The organism is Bradyrhizobium sp. USDA 4473, from assembly GCF_054063335.1.
Genome location: NZ_JBSSGE010000001.1, coordinates 5112644 through 5134398, shown reverse-complemented (window position 1 = coordinate 5134398; position 21755 = coordinate 5112644). Strand labels below are relative to the sequence as shown.

Sequence of the window (21755 nt, the reverse complement as noted above, 5' to 3'; positions counted from 1 at the left end):
GAAACCGCGTCAAGACATCGAAAGGGATCGCGTGCTCAACAAACTGGACGACTTCCCCATCCACCAGACGCCCGAGCCGATCGCGGTTCCCTCGACCAGCGACCGCAATGTCTATGACCGGACCTGGTTCAACGGCTACACCGCCGACGGCGCGTATTATTTCGGCATCGGGATTGCGATCTACCCGCACCGCAGGATTCTCGACTGCGCCTTCAGTGTCGTCGAGCGCGGCGGACGGCAGCACTGCTTCTACGGCTCGCGGCGCGCGCCGCTCGAGCGCACCGAGATGCAGGTCGGCCCGTTCCGGCTCGAGGTGCTCGAACCGATGCTGCGGACCCGCGTCGTGCTCGACGACAATGCGACCGGCCTAGCCTGCGACCTGACCTTTTCCGCACGCACGGCCGCGATCCAGGAAGCGCGCCAGACGCTGTGGTCGGGCGACCGCCGCGCGATGGATGCGACCCGGTTCGACCAGTTCGGCCGCTGGAGCGGCGTCATCCGCCACCCCGACGCCGAGATCAAGGTCGACGATCAGACATGCTACGGCACCAAGGATCGCTCCTGGGGCGTACGCAATGTCGGCGAGCGCGACGTCGGCGGCGCGCCGATGCCGCTGCCGAGCGTGTTCTTCCTGTGGGCGCCACTGGTCTGGGACGACCACATCTCGCACGCCATCTTCTTCGACGGCACGCAGGGCGAGGCGCTGGTCCGCGAAGGCATCACCGCGCCGCTCTACCGCAGCGAGGCCGAGATCCCCGGCGTCATCGACGGCCTCGATCGCCGCATGGCGACCGCACGGCATCGCGTCACCTATGTGCCAAAGACGCGGCTGGCGCGCTCGGCCGAAATCGACCTGGTCGACATCGACGGCCACACCACGACCATCGCGCTCGACCCGATCCTCAAATTCCAGATGAAGGGCCTCGGCTACGGCCATCCGCAATGGGGCCAGGGCATGTGGAAGGGCGAGCTCGAAATCGGCGGCGAGTCGTTCGATCCCCTGACGCTCGACCCGCTGGCCCGCGAGAACGTCCACGTGCAGCAGGTGGTGCGCGCCAGCCAGGGCGGCGAGACCGGAATCGGCGTGCTGGAGCAGATCTGCTTCGGCCCCTACCGTCCCGCGGGGTTCAGCGAGTTCCTGGACGGAGCGAAGGGATAGCTAAACCGGCGGCACGCCCTCGACAAACAGCAGCCGCCGCTCCAGCGCCGTCCACCGATGCTTGAGCGCTTCCGCGTACTCCGCGGACGCGTACCATTCGCGCAGACGCGCCATCGTCGGAAATTCGACGATGATGATTGTCTTCGGCGGCGGACCGCCCTCCGCCAGTTCGGCGCCGCCGCCGCGCACGATGTAACGCCCGCCATACTGTTCGATGGTCTTCGCCGCCAGCGTGCGATAGACCTCGAACGCGGCAGCGTCCCGTATCTCGACTTCCGAGATCACATAGGCCGGCATGCGGCCTCACGCGATGGTATTGACGATGCCGCCTTCGGCGCGCAGCGCGGCGCCGTTGGTCGCGGAGGCCTGCTTGGAGCAGACATAGACCACGAGGTTGGCGATCTCCTCGGTGCTGGCAAGGCGCTGCAACAGCGAGGTCGGCCGGTGCTGCTTGACGAAGTTGGAGGCCGCCTCCTCGACCGACTGCCCGTTCTGCCTGGCGAGGTCCTTGATGAAGGTCTCGACGCCTTCCGACATGGTGGGTCCGGGCAGCACGGAGTTGACGGTGACCGCGGTGCCCTTGGTCAGCTCGGCAAGCCCGCGCGCGATCGCAAGCTGCGCCGTCTTGGTCATGCCGTAGTGGATCATCTCGGTCGGGATGTTGAGGCCCGATTCCGAGGAGATGAAGACGATGCGGCCCCAGTTGCGCTTCAGCATGCCCTGCATGTAGCCGCGCGACAGCCGCACGCCCGACATCACATTGACGTCGTAGAAGCGGCTCCAGTCCTCATCGGGAATATCGAAGAAGCCCTTCGGCTCGAAGATGCCGGCATTGTTGACGAGGATGTCGACCTCGGGCAGCGCCGCGAGCAGCGTCTTGCATCCCTCCGCGGTCGAGACGTCGGCGGCGATGCCGCGGACCTTGGCGCCGGGCACGGTCTTCGCGACCGCGGCGACCGCTGCATCGACCTTGGCCTGACCGCGGCCGTTGACCACGACCTCGGCGCCGGTTCCTGCCAGCCCCCTGGCGATGGCGTTGCCGATGCCCGCGGTCGAGCCGGTCACCAGCGCAGTCTTTCCGGAAAGGTCGATTTTCATGACTTCATCTCCATTGATGGTGACGGAGATATCGGGCGCGGCATGATGCATCGCAATTGCATCTCACCGACGCGTGAGGAACATGCCACAGCGAGGTCGTTCTGGCGAAGGCCAGGAGGTGGATTCACACTCGAAGTGCAACACTTGAGAGAAGGCCTCGAGAGGGGTTTGGAAGTCAAGGCATTTGCGCGGGGTGTTGTTGTAGGCGTTGATCGACTGGCGGAGGCGGCGCGTCGGGAAGGTCGCGAGATCGGTTTTGCGTGGAATGAAGCGGCGCATCCGACCGATCGCATTCTCGATGCCGCCCTTCTGCCAGGGCGCGTGCGGATCGCAGAAGAAGGTCTCGATCGCGAGGCGGTGCAGCTCCAGGTGACAGGCGAACTCGGTCCCATTGTCGAAGGTAACGGTCTGGCACAGGCCTTCCGGCAAGGCAGCAAACAAGCGGACGAGATGACGGGCGATACCGCGCGCGAGCTTGCTGGCGATGCGGATGCCGAGCAGCAGGCGCGAGGTGCGCTCGTGCACGGTCAGGATCGCCTGACCGTATTTGGAGAACATCATCAGGTCGGCTTCCCAATGACCGGGGGCATTGCGATCGGCGGCCTCGATAGGCCGTTTGTTCAAGGAAACACGGCCTTCTATGAAGCTTGCGGGACTGCCGCCCTTCTTGCCGCGGTAGCCGCGTTTGCTCTTGCCGCGTGGCAGATAACGCCGCCAGCTGAAGTCCGAGGTGCGTCGGATCTGGGCGTATATGAAGCGGTAGATGGTCTCGTGGGAGATCACCTTGCGGCCGTGTTCGCGGGCCAGCCGGCCCGCGACCTGCTCGGGCGACCAGCCCTGACCAAGGCGCTCCAAGACCGCGCGGCGCAGGCCGGGCTCCCGTTCGAGGCGTACGCCCGTCCAGCGCCGCGCTCGCATCTGTTGCTGGGCATAGCTGGGTTTGTAGCCGACCTGGGCGCCAGAATTGCGGTTCAGCTCCCGAGAGATCGTTGATGGCGAGCGATCCAGAGCTGCCGCGATTTGCCGCACCGAGCTGCCATTGGCTGAAAGCCGGGCAATCTCGCATCGCTCGTCCAGGGATAGCTGCTCGTAACTCCGCCCCATCGCAACACCTCCTCAAGGAAGTGTTGCACTTCGTTTGTGAACTCAGGGGACCCATTACCACCGCCTTCGATGGTGAGCGGGAACGTGGCCCCAGCGTCAACAATGAGCTGTTGGGGTTATGGGTCCTGGCCTTCGCCAGGACGACCGCGGGGAGAGAGCCATTTCTCCTGACCAAACAAAAACGGCGCCCGAAGGCGCCGCTTTCAAACCTTGGCTCGTAGACCGGCTTACGCCGCCTCGGCTTCTTTGTCCTGGGCGGGACCCGAGTCCTGGCCCTTGGCGTCGACGTCGCGATCGACGAACTCGATCACGGCCATCGGTGCGTTGTCGCCGTAGCGGAAGCCGGCCTTGATGATGCGGGTGTAGCCGCCCTGGCGGTCCTTGTAGCGGGTCGCCAGCGTGTCGAACAGCTTCTTGACCTGGTCGAGGTCGCGCAGCTCCGAGATCGCCTGGCGGCGCAGCGACAGCCCGCCCTTCTTGCCGAGGGTGACGAGCTTCTCGACGATCGGCCGCAGCTCCTTGGCCTTCGGCAGCGTGGTGACGATCTGCTCGTGCTTGATCAGTGCGGCCGCCATGTTGGCGAACATCGCACGCCGGTGCTCGGCGGTGCGGTTGAGTTTCCGATGAACCTTGCCGTGACGCATTGACTTCTTCCTTCTTCAATTCTGTCGCGGTGGTTCAGCGACAAGTGCAGGTGGGCATCCCGCGTTCGCCCAAGACAGCGAATAGCGAATGGCGAGTAGCGAATGGTGTTCTATTCGCTATTCGCCACTCCCAATTCGCTCAGTAATGATCCTCGAAGCGCTTGGCGAGCTCGTCGATGTTCTCCGGCGGCCAGCCCGGCACTTCCATGCCGAGGTGCAGACCCATCTGGGCCAGCACTTCCTTGATCTCGTTCAGCGACTTGCGGCCGAAGTTCGGGGTGCGGAGCATTTCCGCTTCCGACTTCTGCACGAGGTCGCCGATATAGACGATGTTGTCGTTCTTCAGGCAGTTTGCCGAACGCACCGACAGCTCGAGCTCGTCGACCTTCTTGAGGAACGCCGGATTGAACGCGAGATCGGGGATGATCTCCTGCGTGACTTCCTTGCGCGGCTCTTCGAAGTTGACGAACACGTTGAGCTGATCCTGCAGGATGCGCGCGGCATAGGCCACCGCGTCCTCCGGCGTGATCGCGCCGTTGGTCTCGATCGTCATGGTCAGCTTGTCGTAGTCGAGGATCTGGCCCTCACGGGTGTTCTCGACCTTGTAGGACACCTTGCGGACCGGCGAGAACAGGCTGTCGACCGGGATCAGGCCGATCGGCGCATCCTCGGGCCGATTGCGCTCGGCGGCGACGTAGCCCTTGCCGGTCGTGACCGTGAACTCCATGCGGATCTCGGCGCCGTCGTCCAGCGTGCAGAGCTGCAGGTCGGGGTTGAGCACGGTGACGTCGCCGACGGTCTGGATGTCGCCGGCGGTGACGGCGCCCGGGCCCTGCTTCTTCACGACCATGCGCTTCGGGCCTTCGCCCTGCATCTTGATCGAGATGTCCTTGATGTTGAGCACGATGTCGGTGACGTCTTCACGGACACCGGCGATCGAGGAGAACTCGTGCAGCACGCCATCGATGTGCACCGACTGCACCGCGGCGCCCTGCAGCGAGGACAGAAGGATGCGGCGCAGCGCGTTGCCGAGCGTCTGGCCGAAGCCACGCTCGAGCGGCTCGGCGACCACGGTGGCGAACCGGCTCGCGTCCGAGCCCGGCGTCACCTGCAGCTTGTTCGGTCGAATGAGTTCTTGCCAATTTTTCTGGATCGTCACTTTTTCACCCTTTGCCGGTCGTTCGGGCCACGCGAATGGCCGAGCCTGGCGTTGGAGATCGCGGATCAGTCCGCGCGGTCAATTCCAAAAACCATCGCAGGGCGGCCAAGGGCCGCCCGCGACTTACAGATCAAACGCGCCGACGCTTGCGCGGACGGCAGCCATTGTGCGGGATCGTGGTCACGTCGCGGATCGAGGTGACGGTGAAGCCCGCAGCCTGCAGCGCGCGCAGCGCCGACTCACGGCCCGAACCCGGGCCGGCCACTTCAACCTCCAGCGTGCGCATGCCGTGTTCCTGCGCTTTCTTGGAGACGTCTTCGGCCGCGACCTGCGCGGCATAGGGGGTCGACTTGCGCGAGCCCTTGAAGCCCATCGTGCCGGCCGACGACCAGGCGATGGTGTTGCCCTGCGCGTCGGTGATGGTGATGGTCGTGTTGTTGAACGACGAATTCACGTGCGCGATGCCGGAGGCGATGTTCTTGCGTTCGCGGCGGCGTACGCGGGTGGCTTCCTTGCCCATTTCAAACCTTTCCTGTGATCTCAACGCCGCCGTAGTGCCAGCGGCTACACCTCAAAACGCAAATAGCGAGTAGCGAATTTCGATTCGCTACCCCCCACCTGCAATTCGCAAAACTTACTTCTTCTTGCCGGCGATCGCCTTGGCCGGCCCCTTGCGCGTGCGCGCATTGGTGTGGGTGCGCTGGCCGCGGACCGGCAGACCGCGGCGGTGACGCAGGCCGCGATAGCAGCCGAGGTCCATCAGCCGCTTGATGTTGATGCCGACCTCGCGACGGAGGTCGCCCTCGACCAGATAGTCGCGGTCGATGACTTCGCGGATCTGGAGGACCTCCTGGTCGGTCAACTGATTGACGCGACGGTCCACCGGGATCTTCACCTTCTCCATGATGTCGGCCGCGTTCTTCTGGCCGATGCCATGGATGTACTGAAGCGCGATCAGCACGCGCTTGTTGGTCGGAATGTTGACGCCGGCAATACGGGCCACGGACTTCTCTCCTGTCGCCGCTCCATCACGGATACGGGCTTCTCAAGTTCTTGCTACTTGCGGGCTTGTGTCCACAAACGCGAACACGACGCCCACCCCTCATGTCCTTTGGGGCCCGGCATCGTCATAAAACTATCCACTTGGATGCGGGGCTTATTAAAGGATTCATGTCGGTTTCGTCAACCGCTCCTAGCGTTTAGCTCGCTTTTTCGTGAGCTTTTTTGCGGCCTTTTTGGCGGTCTTTGCCCCCTTCCGGGCGTTCGCCGCGCGAGCGGCCTTCTTTGGGGCTTTCTTGGCAGTCTTCCCGGCAGCCTTCTTGGCCGCTTTGGCCTTGGAGGGCGCCTTGGCGGCCTTCCGAGCAGGCTTTGCGGCTTTTTGGGCCGCCTTGGCTGCCTTCTTGGCCGGTTTCTTCGCTGTCTTCTTCACCGTCTTGGCGGCCTTCTTGGCCGCCTTGGGGGCGTGATCCTCGTGTTCCCGGGGTTCCAGCGCGCCGAGCGCGGTCAGGATCCGGTTGATCTCGCGGGTGACGTGCTCGATGGTCATCATGCCATCGACCGTCAAAAGCTTCCGCCGCTCCGAGTAATAGTGAATCAGCGGTTCCGTCAGCGAGCGGTACTGCGCCAGCCGCTTGGTCAGCACTTCCGGCGTGTCGTCGAGGCGGACTTCCTCGCCGCGGGCGCGGGTCTCTTCGGCACGCTTCTCGACCCGGGCGAGCAGCGCGCTCTCGTTGACGCGCAGCTCGACGACGGCGTCGAGCTTGAGGTGCTTCTTCCGCAGCAGCTCGTCGAGCGCCTCGGCCTGCGGCACGGTGCGCGGGAAACCGTCCAGGATGAAACCCTTCTTGGCGTCGGGCTCCTCGATCCGGTCGGCGATGATTCCCACCACCACCTCGTCGGGCACCAGGCCGCCATTGGCCATGATCTCCTTGGCCTGCAAGCCGACCGGGGTGCCTGCGGCAACCGCTGCGCGCAGCATCTCGCCGGTCGAGAGCTGAACGATGCCGTGCCGGTGCACCAGCCGCTGCGCCTGGGTTCCCTTGCCCGAGCCCGGCGGCCCCAAAAGGATCAATCTCATATCTGTTTCGCCCCCCGGCTAGGTGGGCGACGTCCGCACACCTGTGTTTTGAGTTTGGCGCCGCGCCGCGATCAGCGGCGGCGGCCTCCCCTGAGCTTCGACTTCCTGATCAGCCCTTCATACTGATGAGCGAGCAGATAGCCCTGCACCTGCGACACCGTATCCATCGTCACGCTGACGACGATCAGGAGCGAGGTGCCGCCAAAGTAGAACGGGACCGAAGCGTAGGAAATCAGAATTTCGGGAATCAGGCAGACGATCGCCAGATAGATCGCACCGAGCACCGTGATGCGCGACAGCACGTAGTCGATGTATTCCGCGGTGCGCTCACCGGGCCGGATGCCCGGGATGAAGCCGCCATGCTTCTTGAGATTGTCCGCGGTCTCGGTCGGGTTGAACACGATCGCGGTGTAGAAGAAGGCGAAGAACACGATCAGCGCCAGATAGAGCAGCAGGAACAGCGGGCGGCCGTGGCTGAGCTGGGTGGTGAGCCACTGGAACCACTCCGGACCCTTGCCGGCGTTGAAGTTCGCAACCGTGGTCGGCAGCAGCAGCAGCGACGAGGCGAAGATCGGCGGAATCACGCCGGAGGTATTGAGCTTGAGCGGCAGATGCGAGGACTGGCCCTCGAACATCTTGTTGCCGACCTGGCGCTTCGGATACTGGATCAGCAGCCGGCGCTGGGCGCGTTCCATGAACACGATGAAGGCGATCACCGCGACCGCCATCACGATGACGATCAGGATCAGGCCGGTCGACATCGCGCCCTGGCGGCCGAGTTCCAGCATGTTGGCGAGTGCCGACGGCAGCTCGGCGACGATGCCGGACAGGATGATCAGCGAGATGCCGTTGCCGATGCCGCGCGAGGTGATCTGCTCGCCGAGCCACATCAGGAACATGGTGCCGCCGGTCAGCGTGATCGCGGTCGAGATCCGGAAGAACATGCCGGGGTCGCTGACGACATTGCCGGCGCCTTCGAGGCCGATCGCGATACCGTAGGACTGGAACAGCGCCAGGATCACCGTCAGATAGCGGGTGTACTGGTTCAGCGTCTTGCGGCCCGCCTCGCCTTCCTTCTTCAGCGCCTCGAGCTGCGGCGACACGGTGGTCAACAGCTGCACGATGATCGATGCCGAGATGTACGGCATGATGTTGAGCGCGAAGATCGCCATGCGGTGGATGCCGCCGCCGGCGAACATGTTGAACATGCCGAGGATGCCGCCGGACTGGCTGCGGAACACCTGCTCCCAGATGTTGGGATCGATGCCCGGCAGCGGGATGTAGGTGCCCAGCCGATAAACAAGCAGCGCACCCAGCGTGAACCAGATGCGCTTCTTCAGCTCGTCGGCTTTCGCCAGAGATCCGAAATTGAGGTTGGCTGCGAGTTGTTCGGCTGCTGAGACCATGTTCGGCTTTCTCCCGGAGCCCCCTATGCCCACCGCCCCGAGAACTCGTTCTGTTGGGGTGGTCGGCAGACACCGGACATTATCTGGTGCTCGGCCTCGATAAGTCCATCATTCGATCTGCGGATTGCCCGCGCAGGCCGCGGGCAATGACGCAGATGTTACGCGGCTTCGCCTTCTTCCTTGGCGGGGGCCAGGATCTTGACCGAGCCGCCGGCCTTCTCGACCGCGGCAATGGCCGACTTGGAAGCGCCGTGCACTTCGATGGTCAGCTTGGCCTTGATTTCGCCGCGGCCGAGCAGCCGCAGGCCGTCCTTGGCGCGGCGCAGCACGCCGGCCTTGACCAGCGTCTCGACGTTCACCGTCGCGCCCGCATCGACCAGCTTATTGTCGATCGCTTCCTGCAGACGGTCGAGATTGATCTCGGCGAAGTCGAGCCGGAAGATGTTGTTGAAGCCGCGCTTCGGCAGACGGCGATGCATCGGCATCTGGCCGCCTTCGAAACCCTTGATGCGGACGCCCGAACGCGCGGTCTGGCCCTTGCCGCCGCGGCCCGAGGTCTTGCCCTTGCCGGAACCGATGCCACGGCCGACACGCATGCGCTTCTTGCGCGAGCCGGCGTTGTCGGCGATATCGCTGAGCTTCATCGCCCTTCTCCTTATCTCTGCTTACTCGCCGACGACGCGGACGAGATGCTGAACCTTGCTGATCATGCCGCGAACTTCAGGGGTGTCCTGCAGCTCGGCAACCCGGCCGATCTTGTTGAGCTTGAGGCCGATCAGCGTCGAACGCTGCGAGTGATGGCGGCGGATCGCGCTGCCGGTCTGCTCGACCTTGATCGTCTTGCTGGCCTTGGCCATCGTCTTGAACTCCAGAAAGCGCTGGTCGCGCGGGGTTATTCCGCCACCGCTTCAGCGTCGCCGCCGACGCGGCGCGACTGCAGGGTGGAGACCTTGATGTTGCGGCGCGCAGCCACCGAGCGCGGCGAATCCTGATGCTTCAGCGCGTCGAAGGTCGCGCGAACCATGTTGTAGGGATTCGACGAGCCGATCGACTTCGCCACCACGTCCTGGATGCCGAGCGTCTCGAACACCGCGCGCATCGGGCCGCCGGCGATGATGCCGGTACCGGCCGGAGCGGCACGCAGATAGACGCGGCCGGCGCCATGACGGCCGGCGATGTCGTGATGCAGCGTGCGGCCTTCGCGCAGCGCGACGCGAGTCAGGTTGCGCTTCGCCGATTCGGTCGCCTTGCGGATCGCTTCCGGCACTTCGCGCGCCTTGCCGTGGCCGAAACCGACCCGGCCCTTCTGATCGCCGATCACGACCAGCGCCGCAAAGCCGAAGCGCTTGCCGCCCTTGACGACCTTCGCCACGCGATTGATGTGGACGAGCTTGTCGACGAACTCGCTGTCGCGCTCCTCGCGCTCCCTGCTCCGTTCGCGTCCGCCGCGTTCGCGTTCACCTGCCATGGTGTTTTCCAATCTCTAGGAGGCCCGAAGCCTCTTTCCTTGTAATCGTTCGATTCGTTTAGAAGCTCAATCCGCCTTCACGCGCCGCATCCGCGAGCGCCTTGACGCGCCCGTGATAGATGTAGGCGCCGCGATCGAACACGACTTCCTTGACACCCTTCTGCGCCGCGCGCTCGGCGAGCAGCTTGCCGACCGCCTTCGCCGCATCGATGTCGGCGCCGGTCTTGCCGGCGTCGCGCATGGTCTTCTCCAGCGACGAGGCGGACGCCAGCGTCTCGCCCTTCTGGTCGTCGATGACCTGGGCGTAGATGTGCTTGGACGAGCGGAACACCGACAGCCGCGGACGGCCGCCAGCCGAGCGGCGAATTGCAAGGCGCACGCGCTGCTTGCGCCGGGCATTCGTAACCTTGAGTGACATGACCGGCTCCGTTACTTCTTCTTGCCTTCCTTGCGGAAGATGAATTCGTTGGCGTACTTCACGCCCTTGCCCTTGTAGGGCTCCGGCGGACGGTAGGCGCGGATCTCGGCGGCGACCTGGCCGACGCGCTGCGGATCGTTGCCGGTGATCGTGATCTCGGTCGGCTTCGGCACCGCGATGGTGATGCCTTCCGGGATCGCGTAGACCACGTCGTGGCTGTAGCCGAGCGCGAGCTGCAGGTTCTTGCCCTGCATCGCGGCGCGGTAGCCGACGCCGGTGATCTCGAGCTTCTTCTCGAAGCCCTTGGTGACGCCCTCGACGAGGTTGGCGACCTGCGCGCGCGCGGTGCCGTACATCGCCTGCGCGCGGTTGGTCTTGACGCGCGGAGCGACCTTGACCTGGCCGTTCTCGAACTTCACCTCGACGTCGTCATGCACGACGAACTGAAGCTGGCCCTTCGGCCCCTTCACCTTCACCGTCTGGCCCTCGACGGTCGCCGTCACACCCGACGGGATCGCCACCGGCCGCTTGCCGATACGTGACATCGTAAAATCCTTCCTCAGAACACCGTGAAGAGAACTTCGCCGCCCACGTTGGCGTCGCGCGCCTCGTGGTCAGCCATGATCCCCTTCGGCGTCGACAACACCGAAATGCCGAGACCGTTGTTCACGCGCGGCAGGTTCTTCACCGAGGCGTAAACGCGGCGGCCCGGCTTCGACACCCGCTCGATCTCGCGGATGACGGGCTCGCCGTCGAAATACTTCAGCTCGATCTCGAGCTCGCTGCGGCCCGAGGCATGCTCGACGCTGGCGTAGCCGCGGATGTAACCCTCGGACTTCAGCACTTCGAGCACGTTGGCGCGCATCTTCGAGCCCGGGCTCGAGACCTTGGACTTCGAACGCATCTGCGCGTTGCGGATGCGGGTGATGAGATCGCTGATCGGATCGTGCGTAGACATGGTTCCGACCCTCCCCTTACCAGCTCGACTTCACGAGGCCGGGAACCAGGCCCTTGGAGCCGAGTTCACGCAGCGCGATGCGCGAGAGCTTGTTCTTGCGATAGTTCGAGCGCGGACGCCCGGTCAGCTCGCAACGGTTGCGGATCCGCGTCGGCGACGAGTTGCGCGGCATCTCGGCGAGCTTCAGCGTCGCCGCGAAGCGCTCTTCCATCGGCTTGGTCTTGTCGGCGATGATCGCCTTCAGCTTCTCGCGGCGCGGGCCGGCGTTCTTCGCCATCCGCTTGCGCCGGTTGTTCTTCTCGACTGAACTCTTCTTTGCCATGCTTGGCTCCTGGGTATCCGCGTTTGAGTGGCTTTGGCTCAGCTACTCACTGCCGGAACGGGAAATTGAAAGCGGTCAACAAGGCGCGCGCCTCGTCGTCGGTCTTGGCGGTGGTGCAGACCGTGATGTCCATGCCACGCGCTTCCGAGACCTTGTCGAAGTCGATCTCGGGGAAAATGATGTGCTCCTTGATGCCGAGCGAATAGTTGCCGCGGCCGTCGAAGCTCTTCGGGTTCAGGCCGCGGAAGTCACGGACGCGGGGCAGCGCCACGTTCACCAGGCGGTCGATGAACTCGTACATATGGGCCTTGCGCAGCGTGACCTTGCAGCCGATCGGCTGGTTCTCACGCAGCTTGAAGGTCGCGATCGCGATCCGCGAATAGGTCACGATCGCCTTCTGGCCGGCGATCTGGGTCAGCTCGGCGGCGGCGGTCTCGGCCTTCTTGCGGTCGTTGACGGAATCGCCAACGCCCATGTTCAGCACGACCTTGTCGAGCCGCGGCACCTGCATCACGTTGGCATAACCGAACTTCTCGGTCATCATGCCGCGGATCTTCTTGTCGTACTCCGTGCGCAGGCGCGGAATGTAAGCGGTATCAGCCATCGATCTCTGCTCCCGAGCTCTTGGCAACACGAACCTTCTTGCCATCGGCCTGAATCTTGAACCCAATGCGGGTCGGCTTGCCGTCCTTGCCGACATACGCAATGTTGGACAGGTGGATCGGCGCCTCCTTGGAGATGATGCCGCCTTCCTGGGTCTGGCTCTGCTTCTGGTGACGCTTCACCATGTTGATGCCGCGAACCAGCGCCTTGTTCTCGTCCGGACGCACCTCGAACACCTCGCCGGTGCGACCCTTGTCGCGGCCGGTGAGCACCATCACCTTGTCGCCCTTGCGGATCTTGGCAGCCATCACAGCACCTCCGGCGCGAGCGAAATGATCTTCATGTGGTTCTTGGCGCGCAGCTCGCGCGGCACCGGCCCGAAGATACGGGTGCCGACCGGCTCGGACTGATTGTTGATCAGCACGGCGGCGTTGCGGTCGAAACGGATCACCGAACCGTCGGCGCGGCGGATGTCCTTGCGGACCCGGACCACGACGGCCTTCATAACGTCGCCCTTCTTCACCTTGCCACGCGGAATGGCTTCCTTGATCGACACAACGATAACGTCGCCCACGGTGGCATAGCGGCGCTTGGAACCTCCAAGAACCTTGATGCACATGACACGGCGTGCGCCAGAATTATCGGCCACGTCGAGGTTGGTCTGCATCTGAATCATTGATGCACCTCGTCCTCTTTCTGCGCTTTAGCGCGCTCAAAATTTCCCTGAAGTACTTCGGCCAGGCCGAAGAAATCAGGCCGTTTTCTTGTGTTCGCCCCGGACCACGGTCCAGCGCTTCAGCTTCGAGATCGGCTTCGATTCCTCGATCCAGACCATGTCGCCCGGCTTGAACTGGTTGTTCTCGTCGTGCGCGTGGTAGTTCTTGGAACGGCGGATCGTCTTCTTGTAGATCGGGTGGGTGAAGCGGCGATCGACGCGCACCACGATCGTCTTGGCTTGCTTGTCGCTGACGACCACGCCCTGCAGAGTACGTTTCGGCATAGCGGCCCCTTACTTCTTCTTCGCGCGCAGCTGCGCGGCGATGGTCTTGATACGAGCGATATCGCGGCGGGCTTCCCGCATCCGCGAGGTGTTCTCCAGCTGCCCGGTGGCGCGCTGGAAACGCAGGTTGAAGCGTTCCTTCTTCAGGTTCAGGACCGCGTCTTCCCGCTGGTCGTCGCTCATCGCGCGAATGTCTTCAACTTTCATCTCGGCCATGGCGATTACTCCGCAATGCGCGCGACGAAGCGCGTCTTGATCGGCAGCTTGGCGGCGGCGAGCGACAGTGCTTCCTTGGCGGTCTGCACCGGCACGCCGTCGATCTCGAACATCACGCGGCCCGGCTTGATCCGGACCACCCACAATTCCGGCGCACCCTTGCCGGAGCCCATGCGGACTTCGGCGGGCTTCTTCGACACCGGCACGTCCGGGAACACGCGGATCCAGACGCGGCCGGCGCGCTTCATGTGACGGGTCAGCGCGCGGCGGGCGGCTTCGATCTGACGGGCGGTGACGCGCTCAGGCTCCATCGCCTTCAGGCCGAACTGGCCGAACGCCAACGTCGCGCCAGAGGTCGCAACGCCGTGGATACGGCCCTTATGCGCCTTCCGGAACTTCGTTTTCTTAGGTTGCATCATGGCTTTAAGCCCTCAAATTCCTGCTTTGCCTCAAGCGGCGTCGCGGCGCGAACGCGGCGTGTTGTCGCCTTCGGCCATCTTCTTGTCCTGGGCCATCGGATCGTGCTCGAGGATCTCGCCCTTGAAGATCCAGACCTTGACGCCGCAGGTGCCGAAGGTCGTGAACGCGGTGGCAACGCCGTAGTCGACGTCGGCGCGCAGGGTGTGCAGCGGCACGCGACCTTCGCGATACCACTCCATGCGCGCGATTTCGGCGCCGCCGAGACGGCCCGAGCAGTTGATGCGGATGCCCTCGGCGCCGAGACGCATCGCCGACTGCACGGCACGCTTCATGGCGCGGCGGAACGCAACGCGGCGCTCGAGCTGCTGGGCGATCGATTCGGCGACCAGGGTCGCGTCGAGCTCCGGCTTGCGGATCTCGACGATGTTGATCACGACGTCCGACGAGGTGATGTCGGCAACCTTCTTGCGCAGCTTGTCGATGTCGGCGCCCTTCTTGCCGATCACGACGCCCGGACGGGCCGAGTGGATCGTCACGCGGCACTTCTTGTGCGGACGCTCGATCACGATGCGGGCGACAGCCGCCTGCTTGAGCTCCTTGTGCAGGATCTCGCGGATCTTGACGTCCTCGTGCAGGAGCTTGCCGTATTCCTGCTTGCCGGCGAACCAACGGGAGTCCCAGGTCCGGTTGATGCCGAGACGCAGCCCGATTGGATTGATCTTTTGACCCATCGTCTTCTCCTGCGCCCTTCTTAGGCGCTTGCCTCGGCCTCGACCTGACGAACCACGATGGTCAGGTGCGAGAACGGTTTGAACACACGGCCCGAACGGCCACGGCCGCGCGGAGCAAAACGCTTCATCACGATGCCGTTGCCGACATGCGCCTCGGCAACGACGAGATCGTCGACATCGAGGTCATGGTTGTTCTCGGCGTTGGCGATCGCCGATTCCAGGCACTTCTTGACGTCGACCGCGATCCGCTTGCGCGAGAACTGCAGGTCGGCGAGCGCAGCGGACGCCTTGCGGCCGCGGATCAGCTGCGCCACCAGGTTCAGCTTCTGCGGGCTGACGCGCAGCATGCGGGCGACGGCCTTGGCCTCATTGTCCGCGAGGCTACGTTCGCGCTTTGGTTTGCTCATCGTCTATTCCTCAAGCCTTCTTGGCTTTCTTGTCGCCCGAGTGGCCGTGGAAGGTCCGGGTCGGCGAGAACTCGCCGAACTTGTGACCCACCATTTCCTCGTTGATCGCCACCGGCACATGCTTCTGGCCGTTGTAGACACCGAAGGTCAGGCCGACGAACTGCGGCAGGATGGTGGAGCGGCGGCTCCAGATCTTGATGACGTCGTGACGGCCGGACGCGCGGGCGGCATCTGCCTTCTTGAGCAGAGAACCCTCGACGAACGGGCCTTTCCAGACTGAACGAACCATGTCCGGCGTTCCTTACTTCTTCCGCTTGTGGCGGCTGAGGAGAATGAATTTGTTGGTCGACTTGTTGGTGCGGGTCTTCTTGCCCTTGGTCGGCTTGCCCCACGGAGTAACCGGGTGACGACCGCCCGAGGTACGACCTTCACCACCGCCGTGCGGATGGTCGATCGGGTTCATGACGACGCCGCGGTTGTGCGGACGCCAGCCGAGCCAGCGGGTACGACCGGCCTTGCCGATCGAGATGTTCATGTGGTCCGGGTTCGAGACCGCGCCGATCGTGCCGCGGCAACGGCCGTGCACCAGACGCTGCTCGCCCGAGTTCAGGCGGACGATGACGTAGTCCTGGTCGCGGCCGACGATCTGGGCGTAGGTGCCGGCGGAACGCGCCAGCTGACCGCCCTTGCCGATCTTCAGCTCGATGTTGTGCACGATGGTGCCGACCGGCATGTTGCCGAGCGGCATGACGTTGCCCGGCTTGACGTCGACATAGTTGCCGGCGACGACGGTGTCGCCCGCCGCCAGACGCTGCGGCGCCAGGATGTAGGCCAGCTCGCCGTCCTGATACTTGATCAGCGCGATGAACGCGGTGCGGTTCGGATCGTATTCGAGCCGCTCCACGACCGCCGGCACGTCCACCTTGTCGCGGCGGAAGTCGACGGTGCGGTAGGCCTTCTTGTGGCCGCCGCCGCGGAAACGCACGGTGATGCGACCGGTGTTGTTGCGACCGCCATTACCGAGCTTGCCCTCGGTCAGGGTCTTCACCGGCTTGCCCTTGTAGAGCGCCGAACGATCGACCATGACCAGCTGGCGCTGGCCCGGCGTCGTGGGATTGTAGGTTTTCAATGCCATCGTCGTTGCGCCTTATAGTCCGGTAGTCACGTCGATGCGGTGGCCCTCTTCCAGGGTCACGATCGCGCGCTTGGTGTCCGACTGCGAGCCGAGATTGCCGCGGAACACCTTGGTCTTGCCCTTGCGAACGAGGGTGTTGACGCTCTTCACCTTGACGTCGAACAGCTTCTCGACCGCTTCCTTGATCTGCGGCTTGGTCGCCTTGCTGGCGACCTTGAACAGCACCTTGTTGTGCTCGGAGGCGAGCGTCGCCTTTTCGGTCACGACAGGAGCGACGATCACGTCGTAATGGCGCGGGTCGATGTTCTTCATTTGAAGCGCGCCTCCAGCGCATCAACCGCAGCCTTGGTCAGCACCAGCTTGTGGCGGCGGAGAATGTCGTAGACGTTGATGCCCTGGATCGGCAGCACGTCGATGTTCGGGATGTTGCGGGCCGCGGTCGCGAAACCGGCGTTGAGCTCGGCGCCGTCGATGATCAGCGCGTTGGTGAGCCCGAGGCCGGAGAAGTGACCGAGCAGCGCCTTGGTCTTGGCGGCCTCGAGCGCGGCGTTGTCGATCACGATCAACCCGCCGTCCTTGGCCTTGGCCGACAGCGCATGCTTGAGCGCCAGCGCGCGCACCTTCTTCGGCAGGTCGGTCGCATGGGAGCGAACCACCGGACCGAACGCACGGCCACCGCCGCGGAACTGCGGCACGCGGGCCGAGCCGTGACGGGCGCCGCCGGTGCCCTTCTGCTTGTACATCTTCTTGCCGGTGCGCCAGACGTCGGCGCGGCCCTGGGCCTTGTGGGTGCCGGCCTGACGCTTGTTCAGCTGCCACTGCACGCAGCGCTGGATGAGGTCGGCGCGCGGCTCCAGGCCGAAGATCGCGTCAGAGAGCTGAACGGATCCGGCGTCCTTGCCTTCAAGGGTCGTGACTTTCAGTTCCATCTCACGCGCCCTCCTTCTCGGCCGCAGCCTCGACAGCCTCGCCGCCGGCAACCTTGAACTTGCCGGGCTTCGGGGCTTCCTTCGGCAGCGGCTTCTTGACGGCGTCGCGCACCGAGATCCAGCCGCCCTTGGAGCCGGGAACGGCGCCTTCGACGAGGATCAGGCCGCGCTCGACGTCGGTCTGCACCACGCGCAGATTGAGCGTGGTGATGCGGTCGACGCCCATGTGGCCGGGCATCTTCTTGTTCTTCCAGGTCTTGCCGGGGTCCTGACGGCCACCGGTCGAACCGATCGAACGGTGCGAGATCGACACACCGTGGGTGGCGCGCAGACCGCCGAAATTCCAGCGCTTCATGCCGCCGGCGAAGCCCTTACCGATCGAGGTGCCGGTCACGTCGACGAACTGGCCGACCACGAAATGGTCCGCCTGGATTTCCGCGCCGACCGGGATCAGCGCGTCCTCGGACACGCGGAACTCGGCGACCTTGCGCTTCGGCTCGACCTTGGCGACCGCGAACTGGCCGCGTTCGGCCTTGGGCATGTACACGGTCTTGCGGGCGCCCGAGCCGAGCTGAAGCGCGACATAGCCGTTCTTCTCGGTCGTGCGGTGGCCCAGCACCTGGCAGTTGCCCAACTTCAGCACGGTCACAGGGATATGTTCGCCGGTCTCCGTAAAGACCCGCGTCATCCCGACCTTTTGTGCGATCACTCCGGAGCGCATCGGCGTGCTTCCTGTCTTTCTGTCCGCAAGCGGCGGACGTAAAAATCCAAAACCTTAGAGCTTGATCTCGACGTCGACACCGGCGGCCAGGTCGAGCTTCATCAGCGCATCGACGGTCTGCGGGGTCGGGTCGACAATGTCGAGGAGGCGCTTGTGGGTGCGCATCTCGAATTGCTCGCGGCTCTTCTTGTCAACGTGCGGCGAACGGTTGACGGTGAACTTCTCGATGCGGGTCGGCAGCGGAATCGGTCCGCGAACCTGCGCACCGGTGCGCTTCGCCGTGTTCACGATCTCGCGGGTCGACGTATCGAGGATTCGATGGTCGAACGCCTTGAGACGGATGCGAATATTTTGGCCGTTCATTGCCGTATTCTTTCTTTAGTGAGTGGCGAGTAGCGAATAGCGAATGGTGACCCACCCGCTACTCGCCATTCCCTATTCGCGTAGTTACTCGATGATCGCGGCGACGACGCCGGCGCCGACGGTGCGGCCGCCTTCGCGGATCGCGAAGCGCAGCTTCTCTTCCATCGCGATCGGCACGATCAGGTGCACTTCCATCGCGATGTTGTCGCCCGGCATCACCATCTCGGTGCCTTCCGGCAGATGCACGACACCGGTCACGTCGGTGGTGCGGAAGTAGAACTGCGGACGGTAGTTGGTGAAGAACGGGGTGTGACGACCGCCCTCTTCCTTGGTGAGGATGTAGGCCTCAGCCTTGAACTTGGTGTGCGGCTTGACCGAACCGGGCTTGCACAGCACCTGGCCACGCTCGACTTCCTCGCGCTTGGTGCCGCGGAGCAGCGCACCGATGTTGTCGCCGGCCTGGCCCTGATCGAGCAGCTTGCGGAACATTTCGACGCCGGTGACGATGGTCTTCTGGGTGTCGCGGATACCGACGATTTCGATTTCCTCGCCGACCTTGATCACGCCGCGCTCGACACGGCCGGTGACGACGGTGCCGCGGCCCGAGATCGAGAACACGTCTTCAACCGGCATCAGGAACGGCTGGTCGATCGGACGCTCCGGTTGCGGGATGTACTCGTCGACATTGCGCATCAGCTCGAGGATGGCGTCGTGGCCGAGCTTCTTGTCCTTGTCTTCGAGGGCGGCGAGCGCCGAGCCCTTGATGATCGGAATGTCGTCGCCCGGAAATTCGTACTTCGAGAGCAGCTCGCGGACTTCCATCTCGACGAGCTCGAGCAGCTCCGGATCGTCGACCATGTCGCACTTGTTGAGGAACACGACCAGCGCGGGCACGCCGACCTGGCGGGCGAGCAGGATGTGCTCGCGGGTCTGCGGCATCGGGCCGTCAGCAGCCGACACGACCAGGATCGCGCCGTCCATCTGGGCAGCGCCGGTGATCATGTTCTTCACGTAGTCGGCGTGGCCGGGGCAATCGACGTGAGCGTAGTGGCGGTTCTGCGTCTCGTACTCGACGTGAGCGGTCGAGATCGTGATGCCGCGCGCCTTCTCTTCCGGCGCCTTGTCGATCTGGTCGTAGGCGGTGAACGTCGCGCCGCCGGTTTCTGCGAGCACCTTGGTGATCGCTGCGGTCAGCGAGGTCTTGCCATGGTCGACGTGACCGATGGTGCCGATGTTGCAGTGGGGCTTGTTACGCTCGAATTTAGCTTTGGCCATTTGACTCTCCGTTCAATCGTTGACTGCCATCAACGACAATCAGGCAAACTTCTTCTGGACTTCAGCCGACACGTTCGCCGGAGCTTCGGCGTAGTGATCGAACTGCATGGTGAAGGTCGCGCGCCCCTGGCTCATCGAGCGCAGGTTGTTCACGTAACCGAACATGTTCATGAGCGGCACCATCGCATTGATGACGTTGGCGTTGCCGCGCATGTCTTGGCCCTGGATCTGGCCGCGCCGGGAATTCAGGTCGCCGATGACCGAACCGGTGTAGTCTTCCGGGGTCACGACCTCGACCTTCATGATCGGCTCGAGCAGAACGGACTTGCCCTTCGTCAGCGCCTCGCGGAACGCAGCCCGCGACGCGATTTCGAACGCCAGCGCCGAGGAGTCGACGTCGTGGTACTTGCCGTCGACCAGCTGCACCTTGACGTCCACCACCGGGAAGCCGGCGACCACGCCGGAGCCCATCACGCTGTTGAGGCCCTTTTCGACGCCGGGGATGTATTCCTTCGGCACCGCACCGCCGACGATCTTCGATTCGAACTCATAGCCCTTGCCGGGCTCGTTCGGCTCGACGACGATCGACACTTCGGCGAACTGACCGGTACCGCCGGTCTGCTTCTTGTGCGTGTACTTGACTTCGGCCTTCTTGGTGACGCGCTCACGGAACGCCACCTGCGGCGCGCCGATGTTGGCGTCGACCTTGTAGGTACGCTTGAGGATGTCGACCTTGATGTCGAGATGCAGTTCGCCCATGCCCTTGAGGATGGTCTGGCCGGACTCGGTGTCGGTCGACACGCGGAACGACGGATCCTCCGCCGCGAGCTTGGCCAGCGCCACGCCGAGCTTTTCCTGGTCGGCCTTCGACTTCGGCTCGATCGCGATCTCGATCACCGGCTCCGGGAATTCCATTTTCTCGAGGATGACCGGCTTGTCGGGATCGCACAGCGTGTCGCCGGTGCGCGCTTCCTTCAGGCCCGCCAGCGCGACGATGTCGCCGGCATAGGCTTCCTTGATGTCTTCGCGGTTGTTCGCATGCATCAGCAGCATGCGGCCGATACGTTCCTTCTTCTCGCGGGTCGAGTTCACCACGCCGGTGCCCGACTGCAGAACGCCGGAATAGATGCGGCAGAACGTGATGGTGCCGACGAACGGGTCGTCCATGATCTTGAACGCGAGCAGCGCCAGCGGCTCCTTGTCGTCCGCCTTGCGTACGACTTCGTTACCGTCCTCATCGGTGCCCTTGATCGCGGGCACGTCGATCGGCGACGGCAGATAGTCGACGACGGCGTCGAGCAGCGGCTGCACGCCCTTGTTCTTGAACGCGGAGCCGCACAGCACCGGGTAGAACGCGCCGGTCAGCACGGCCTTGCGGATCAGGCGCTTCAGGGTCGCCTCGTCCGGCTCCTTGCCGTCGAGATAGGCGGCCATGGCGTCGTCGTCGAGCTCGACGGCGGCTTCCACCATCTTCTCGCGGTATTCCTTGGCCTGCTCGACCAGATCTTCCGGAATGTCGACATAGTCGAACTTGGCGCCGAGCGATTCATCGTTCCAGATGACGCCCTTCATCTTCACGAGGTCGACGAGACCCTTGAAGTTGCTCTCGGCGCCGATCGGAAGCTGGATCGCGATCGGCTTGGCGCCGAGGCGGTCGACGATGTCGGACAGGCATTTGAAAAAGTCGGCGCCGGTCTTGTCCATCTTGTTGGCGAAGACGATGCGCGGAACCTTGTACTTGTCGCCCTGGCGCCAGACGGTCTCGGTCTGCGGCTCGACGCCCTGGTTGGAGTCGAGAACGCAAACGGCGCCGTCGAGCACGCGCAGCGAACGCTCGACTTCAATGGTGAAGTCGACGTGGCCGGGGGTGTCGATGATGTTCAGGCGCTTGCCGTTCCAGAACGCGGTGGTCGCAGCCGAGGTGATCGTGATGCCACGCTCCTGCTCCTGCTCCATCCAGTCCATCGTCGCGGCACCTTCGTGCACTTCGCCGATCTTGTGGCTCTTGCCGGTGTAATACAGGATGCGTTCGGTGGTCGTGGTCTTGCCGGCGTCGATATGCGCCATGATACCGAAGTTGCGGTAGTCCTCGATGGCATGTTGGCGGGGCATGAGACTGTTCCTTAAATTCCGTTATTCGCC

Annotated in this window: 33 protein-coding genes; 1 reads left to right on the top strand and 32 read right to left on the bottom strand. The window is 63.9% G+C overall.

What is annotated here, in order from left to right:
- Nucleotides 1–31 precede the first annotated feature (31 nt).
- Nucleotides 32–1159: a hypothetical protein gene (locus ACVW17_RS24130; RefSeq protein ID WP_456754207.1), complete on the top strand. Its 1128-nt coding sequence runs from the start codon at nt 32–34 to the stop codon at nt 1157–1159.
- Here ACVW17_RS24130 and ACVW17_RS24125 read toward each other — a convergent pair whose 3' ends face one another.
- The 32 genes from ACVW17_RS24125 to fusA form a co-directional block, all read right to left on the bottom strand.
- Nucleotides 1160–1456 carry a DUF1330 domain-containing protein gene (locus ACVW17_RS24125; RefSeq protein WP_456754206.1) on the bottom strand — a complete coding sequence of 99 codons (297 nt, stop codon included), beginning with the start codon at nt 1454–1456 and terminating at the stop codon, nt 1160–1162.
- Between the two features lie 6 nt (nt 1457–1462).
- Complete coding sequence (locus ACVW17_RS24120) at nt 1463–2257, bottom strand: SDR family NAD(P)-dependent oxidoreductase (RefSeq protein ID WP_456754205.1); 795 nt, start codon at nt 2255–2257, stop codon at nt 1463–1465.
- Nucleotides 2258–2320: 63 nt separating this feature from the next.
- Nucleotides 2321–3361: an IS30 family transposase gene (locus ACVW17_RS24115; protein ID WP_456797931.1), complete on the bottom strand. Its 1041-nt coding sequence runs from the start codon at nt 3359–3361 to the stop codon at nt 2321–2323.
- Nucleotides 3362–3588: 227 nt separating this feature from the next.
- Complete coding sequence (gene rplQ, locus ACVW17_RS24110; protein ID WP_456754203.1) at nt 3589–4005, bottom strand: 50S ribosomal protein L17; 417 nt, start codon at nt 4003–4005, stop codon at nt 3589–3591.
- Nucleotides 4006–4144: 139 nt separating this feature from the next.
- Nucleotides 4145–5164 carry a DNA-directed RNA polymerase subunit alpha gene (locus tag ACVW17_RS24105; RefSeq protein ID WP_018272129.1) on the bottom strand — a complete coding sequence of 340 codons (1020 nt, stop codon included), beginning with the start codon at nt 5162–5164 and terminating at the stop codon, nt 4145–4147.
- A gap of 130 nt (nt 5165–5294) precedes the next feature.
- Nucleotides 5295–5684, bottom strand: coding sequence for a 30S ribosomal protein S11 (gene rpsK / locus ACVW17_RS24100; RefSeq protein WP_006021048.1), 390 nt, complete (start codon nt 5682–5684; stop codon nt 5295–5297).
- 114 nt (nt 5685–5798) lie between these two features.
- Nucleotides 5799–6167, bottom strand: coding sequence for a 30S ribosomal protein S13 (gene rpsM / locus ACVW17_RS24095; RefSeq protein WP_016843766.1), 369 nt, complete (start codon nt 6165–6167; stop codon nt 5799–5801).
- Nucleotides 6168–6356: 189 nt separating this feature from the next.
- Nucleotides 6357–7241, bottom strand: coding sequence for an adenylate kinase (locus ACVW17_RS24090; protein WP_456797930.1), 885 nt, complete (start codon nt 7239–7241; stop codon nt 6357–6359).
- A 71-nt stretch (nt 7242–7312) separates the two neighbouring features.
- Nucleotides 7313–8647, bottom strand: coding sequence for a preprotein translocase subunit SecY (gene secY, locus ACVW17_RS24085; protein ID WP_456754201.1), 1335 nt, complete (start codon nt 8645–8647; stop codon nt 7313–7315).
- A gap of 158 nt (nt 8648–8805) precedes the next feature.
- The gene (gene rplO, locus ACVW17_RS24080) at nt 8806–9291 is read right to left on the bottom strand and encodes a 50S ribosomal protein L15 (RefSeq protein ID WP_456797929.1); all 486 of its coding nucleotides are present in this window, start codon (nt 9289–9291) and stop codon (nt 8806–8808) included.
- A 21-nt stretch (nt 9292–9312) separates the two neighbouring features.
- On the bottom strand, nt 9313–9504 hold the full coding sequence (gene rpmD / locus ACVW17_RS24075; protein WP_024578582.1) for a 50S ribosomal protein L30: 192 nt from the start codon (nt 9502–9504) through the stop codon (nt 9313–9315).
- Nucleotides 9505–9539: 35 nt separating this feature from the next.
- The gene (rpsE, locus tag ACVW17_RS24070; protein WP_139862949.1) at nt 9540–10115 is read right to left on the bottom strand and encodes a 30S ribosomal protein S5; all 576 of its coding nucleotides are present in this window, start codon (nt 10113–10115) and stop codon (nt 9540–9542) included.
- A 58-nt stretch (nt 10116–10173) separates the two neighbouring features.
- Nucleotides 10174–10533, bottom strand: a complete 360-nt coding sequence (gene rplR, locus ACVW17_RS24065; RefSeq protein WP_456754199.1) for a 50S ribosomal protein L18 — start codon at nt 10531–10533, stop codon at nt 10174–10176.
- A gap of 11 nt (nt 10534–10544) precedes the next feature.
- Complete coding sequence (gene rplF, locus ACVW17_RS24060) at nt 10545–11078, bottom strand: 50S ribosomal protein L6 (protein WP_024578581.1); 534 nt, start codon at nt 11076–11078, stop codon at nt 10545–10547.
- Nucleotides 11079–11092: 14 nt separating this feature from the next.
- A complete protein-coding gene (gene rpsH, locus ACVW17_RS24055; RefSeq protein WP_021081651.1) occupies nt 11093–11491 on the bottom strand; it encodes a 30S ribosomal protein S8 in 399 nt (132 codons plus the stop codon).
- 16 nt (nt 11492–11507) lie between these two features.
- Nucleotides 11508–11813, bottom strand: a complete 306-nt coding sequence (gene rpsN, locus ACVW17_RS24050; RefSeq protein WP_016843757.1) for a 30S ribosomal protein S14 — start codon at nt 11811–11813, stop codon at nt 11508–11510.
- Between the two features lie 46 nt (nt 11814–11859).
- Nucleotides 11860–12417, bottom strand: a complete 558-nt coding sequence (rplE, locus tag ACVW17_RS24045) for a 50S ribosomal protein L5 (protein ID WP_106318314.1) — start codon at nt 12415–12417, stop codon at nt 11860–11862.
- On the bottom strand, nt 12410–12724 hold the full coding sequence (rplX, locus tag ACVW17_RS24040) for a 50S ribosomal protein L24 (protein WP_456754198.1): 315 nt from the start codon (nt 12722–12724) through the stop codon (nt 12410–12412). The genes rplE and rplX overlap by 8 nt, the downstream gene beginning before the upstream one ends.
- The gene (gene rplN, locus ACVW17_RS24035; protein WP_011473865.1) at nt 12724–13092 is read right to left on the bottom strand and encodes a 50S ribosomal protein L14; all 369 of its coding nucleotides are present in this window, start codon (nt 13090–13092) and stop codon (nt 12724–12726) included. The genes rplX and rplN overlap by 1 nt, the downstream gene beginning before the upstream one ends.
- A gap of 75 nt (nt 13093–13167) precedes the next feature.
- Entirely contained in the window at nt 13168–13416 is a 249-nt protein-coding gene (gene rpsQ / locus ACVW17_RS24030; protein ID WP_016843754.1) for a 30S ribosomal protein S17, read from the bottom strand.
- 9 nt (nt 13417–13425) lie between these two features.
- Nucleotides 13426–13632: a 50S ribosomal protein L29 gene (rpmC, locus tag ACVW17_RS24025; protein ID WP_021081654.1), complete on the bottom strand. Its 207-nt coding sequence runs from the start codon at nt 13630–13632 to the stop codon at nt 13426–13428.
- A gap of 5 nt (nt 13633–13637) precedes the next feature.
- A complete protein-coding gene (gene rplP / locus ACVW17_RS24020; RefSeq protein ID WP_016843752.1) occupies nt 13638–14051 on the bottom strand; it encodes a 50S ribosomal protein L16 in 414 nt (137 codons plus the stop codon).
- A 30-nt stretch (nt 14052–14081) separates the two neighbouring features.
- Nucleotides 14082–14783: a 30S ribosomal protein S3 gene (gene rpsC, locus ACVW17_RS24015; protein ID WP_018272135.1), complete on the bottom strand. Its 702-nt coding sequence runs from the start codon at nt 14781–14783 to the stop codon at nt 14082–14084.
- 20 nt (nt 14784–14803) lie between these two features.
- Nucleotides 14804–15190 carry a 50S ribosomal protein L22 gene (gene rplV / locus ACVW17_RS24010; RefSeq protein ID WP_018272136.1) on the bottom strand — a complete coding sequence of 129 codons (387 nt, stop codon included), beginning with the start codon at nt 15188–15190 and terminating at the stop codon, nt 14804–14806.
- A 10-nt stretch (nt 15191–15200) separates the two neighbouring features.
- On the bottom strand, nt 15201–15479 hold the full coding sequence (gene rpsS, locus ACVW17_RS24005) for a 30S ribosomal protein S19 (RefSeq protein ID WP_018272137.1): 279 nt from the start codon (nt 15477–15479) through the stop codon (nt 15201–15203).
- A gap of 12 nt (nt 15480–15491) precedes the next feature.
- A complete protein-coding gene (rplB, locus tag ACVW17_RS24000; RefSeq protein ID WP_050402252.1) occupies nt 15492–16325 on the bottom strand; it encodes a 50S ribosomal protein L2 in 834 nt (277 codons plus the stop codon).
- A 12-nt stretch (nt 16326–16337) separates the two neighbouring features.
- On the bottom strand, nt 16338–16637 hold the full coding sequence (locus ACVW17_RS23995; protein ID WP_376964080.1) for a 50S ribosomal protein L23: 300 nt from the start codon (nt 16635–16637) through the stop codon (nt 16338–16340).
- Entirely contained in the window at nt 16634–17254 is a 621-nt protein-coding gene (rplD, locus tag ACVW17_RS23990) for a 50S ribosomal protein L4 (RefSeq protein WP_456754197.1), read from the bottom strand. The genes ACVW17_RS23995 and rplD overlap by 4 nt, the downstream gene beginning before the upstream one ends.
- Nucleotide 17255: 1 nt before the next feature.
- A complete protein-coding gene (rplC, locus tag ACVW17_RS23985) occupies nt 17256–17975 on the bottom strand; it encodes a 50S ribosomal protein L3 (RefSeq protein ID WP_456754196.1) in 720 nt (239 codons plus the stop codon).
- Nucleotides 17976–18029: 54 nt separating this feature from the next.
- Nucleotides 18030–18338 (bottom strand): 30S ribosomal protein S10, encoded by a 309-nt coding sequence (gene rpsJ / locus ACVW17_RS23980; RefSeq protein ID WP_002712302.1) that lies wholly within the window; start codon nt 18336–18338, stop codon nt 18030–18032.
- 84 nt (nt 18339–18422) lie between these two features.
- On the bottom strand, nt 18423–19613 hold the full coding sequence (gene tuf / locus ACVW17_RS23975) for an elongation factor Tu (protein WP_021081658.1): 1191 nt from the start codon (nt 19611–19613) through the stop codon (nt 18423–18425).
- 39 nt (nt 19614–19652) lie between these two features.
- Nucleotides 19653–21725 carry an elongation factor G gene (gene fusA, locus ACVW17_RS23970; RefSeq protein WP_456754195.1) on the bottom strand — a complete coding sequence of 691 codons (2073 nt, stop codon included), beginning with the start codon at nt 21723–21725 and terminating at the stop codon, nt 19653–19655.
- Between the last annotated feature and the right edge of the window lie 30 nt (nt 21726–21755).

Coding starts and splice junctions, on each gene's coding strand:
- ACVW17_RS24125 (WP_456754206.1), bottom strand. CDS start 1,456: ATGCCGGCCTATGTGATCTCGGAAGTCGAGATACGGGACGCTGCCGCG.
- ACVW17_RS24120 (WP_456754205.1), bottom strand. CDS start 2,257: ATGAAAATCGACCTTTCCGGAAAGACTGCGCTGGTGACCGGCTCGACC.
- ACVW17_RS24115 (WP_456797931.1), bottom strand. CDS start 3,361: ATGGGGCGGAGTTACGAGCAGCTATCCCTGGACGAGCGATGCGAGATT.
- rplQ (WP_456754203.1), bottom strand. CDS start 4,005: ATGCGTCACGGCAAGGTTCATCGGAAACTCAACCGCACCGCCGAGCAC.
- rpsK (WP_006021048.1), bottom strand. CDS start 5,684: ATGGGCAAGGAAGCCACCCGCGTACGCCGCCGCGAACGCAAGAACATC.
- ACVW17_RS24090 (WP_456797930.1), bottom strand. CDS start 7,241: ATGAGATTGATCCTTTTGGGGCCGCCGGGCTCGGGCAAGGGAACCCAG.
- secY (WP_456754201.1), bottom strand. CDS start 8,647: ATGGTCTCAGCAGCCGAACAACTCGCAGCCAACCTCAATTTCGGATCT.
- rplO (WP_456797929.1), bottom strand. CDS start 9,291: ATGAAGCTCAGCGATATCGCCGACAACGCCGGCTCGCGCAAGAAGCGC.
- rpmD (WP_024578582.1), bottom strand. CDS start 9,504: ATGGCCAAGGCCAGCAAGACGATCAAGGTCGAGCAGACCGGCAGCGCG.
- rpsE (WP_139862949.1), bottom strand. CDS start 10,115: ATGGCAGGTGAACGCGAACGCGGCGGACGCGAACGGAGCAGGGAGCGC.
- rplR (WP_456754199.1), bottom strand. CDS start 10,533: ATGTCACTCAAGGTTACGAATGCCCGGCGCAAGCAGCGCGTGCGCCTT.
- rplF (WP_024578581.1), bottom strand. CDS start 11,078: ATGTCACGTATCGGCAAGCGGCCGGTGGCGATCCCGTCGGGTGTGACG.
- rpsH (WP_021081651.1), bottom strand. CDS start 11,491: ATGTCTACGCACGATCCGATCAGCGATCTCATCACCCGCATCCGCAAC.
- rpsN (WP_016843757.1), bottom strand. CDS start 11,813: ATGGCAAAGAAGAGTTCAGTCGAGAAGAACAACCGGCGCAAGCGGATG.
- rplE (WP_106318314.1), bottom strand. CDS start 12,417: ATGGCTGATACCGCTTACATTCCGCGCCTGCGCACGGAGTACGACAAG.
- rplX (WP_456754198.1), bottom strand. CDS start 12,724: ATGGCTGCCAAGATCCGCAAGGGCGACAAGGTGATGGTGCTCACCGGC.
- rplN (WP_011473865.1), bottom strand. CDS start 13,092: ATGATTCAGATGCAGACCAACCTCGACGTGGCCGATAATTCTGGCGCA.
- rpsQ (WP_016843754.1), bottom strand. CDS start 13,416: ATGCCGAAACGTACTCTGCAGGGCGTGGTCGTCAGCGACAAGCAAGCC.
- rpmC (WP_021081654.1), bottom strand. CDS start 13,632: ATGGCCGAGATGAAAGTTGAAGACATTCGCGCGATGAGCGACGACCAG.
- rplP (WP_016843752.1), bottom strand. CDS start 14,051: ATGATGCAACCTAAGAAAACGAAGTTCCGGAAGGCGCATAAGGGCCGT.
- rpsC (WP_018272135.1), bottom strand. CDS start 14,783: ATGGGTCAAAAGATCAATCCAATCGGGCTGCGTCTCGGCATCAACCGG.
- rplV (WP_018272136.1), bottom strand. CDS start 15,190: ATGAGCAAACCAAAGCGCGAACGTAGCCTCGCGGACAATGAGGCCAAG.
- rpsS (WP_018272137.1), bottom strand. CDS start 15,479: ATGGTTCGTTCAGTCTGGAAAGGCCCGTTCGTCGAGGGTTCTCTGCTC.
- rplB (WP_050402252.1), bottom strand. CDS start 16,325: ATGGCATTGAAAACCTACAATCCCACGACGCCGGGCCAGCGCCAGCTG.
- ACVW17_RS23995 (WP_376964080.1), bottom strand. CDS start 16,637: ATGAAGAACATCGACCCGCGCCATTACGACGTGATCGTCGCTCCTGTC.
- rplD (WP_456754197.1), bottom strand. CDS start 17,254: ATGGAACTGAAAGTCACGACCCTTGAAGGCAAGGACGCCGGATCCGTT.
- rplC (WP_456754196.1), bottom strand. CDS start 17,975: ATGCGCTCCGGAGTGATCGCACAAAAGGTCGGGATGACGCGGGTCTTT.
- rpsJ (WP_002712302.1), bottom strand. CDS start 18,338: ATGAACGGCCAAAATATTCGCATCCGTCTCAAGGCGTTCGACCATCGA.
- tuf (WP_021081658.1), bottom strand. CDS start 19,613: ATGGCCAAAGCTAAATTCGAGCGTAACAAGCCCCACTGCAACATCGGC.
- fusA (WP_456754195.1), bottom strand. CDS start 21,725: ATGCCCCGCCAACATGCCATCGAGGACTACCGCAACTTCGGTATCATG.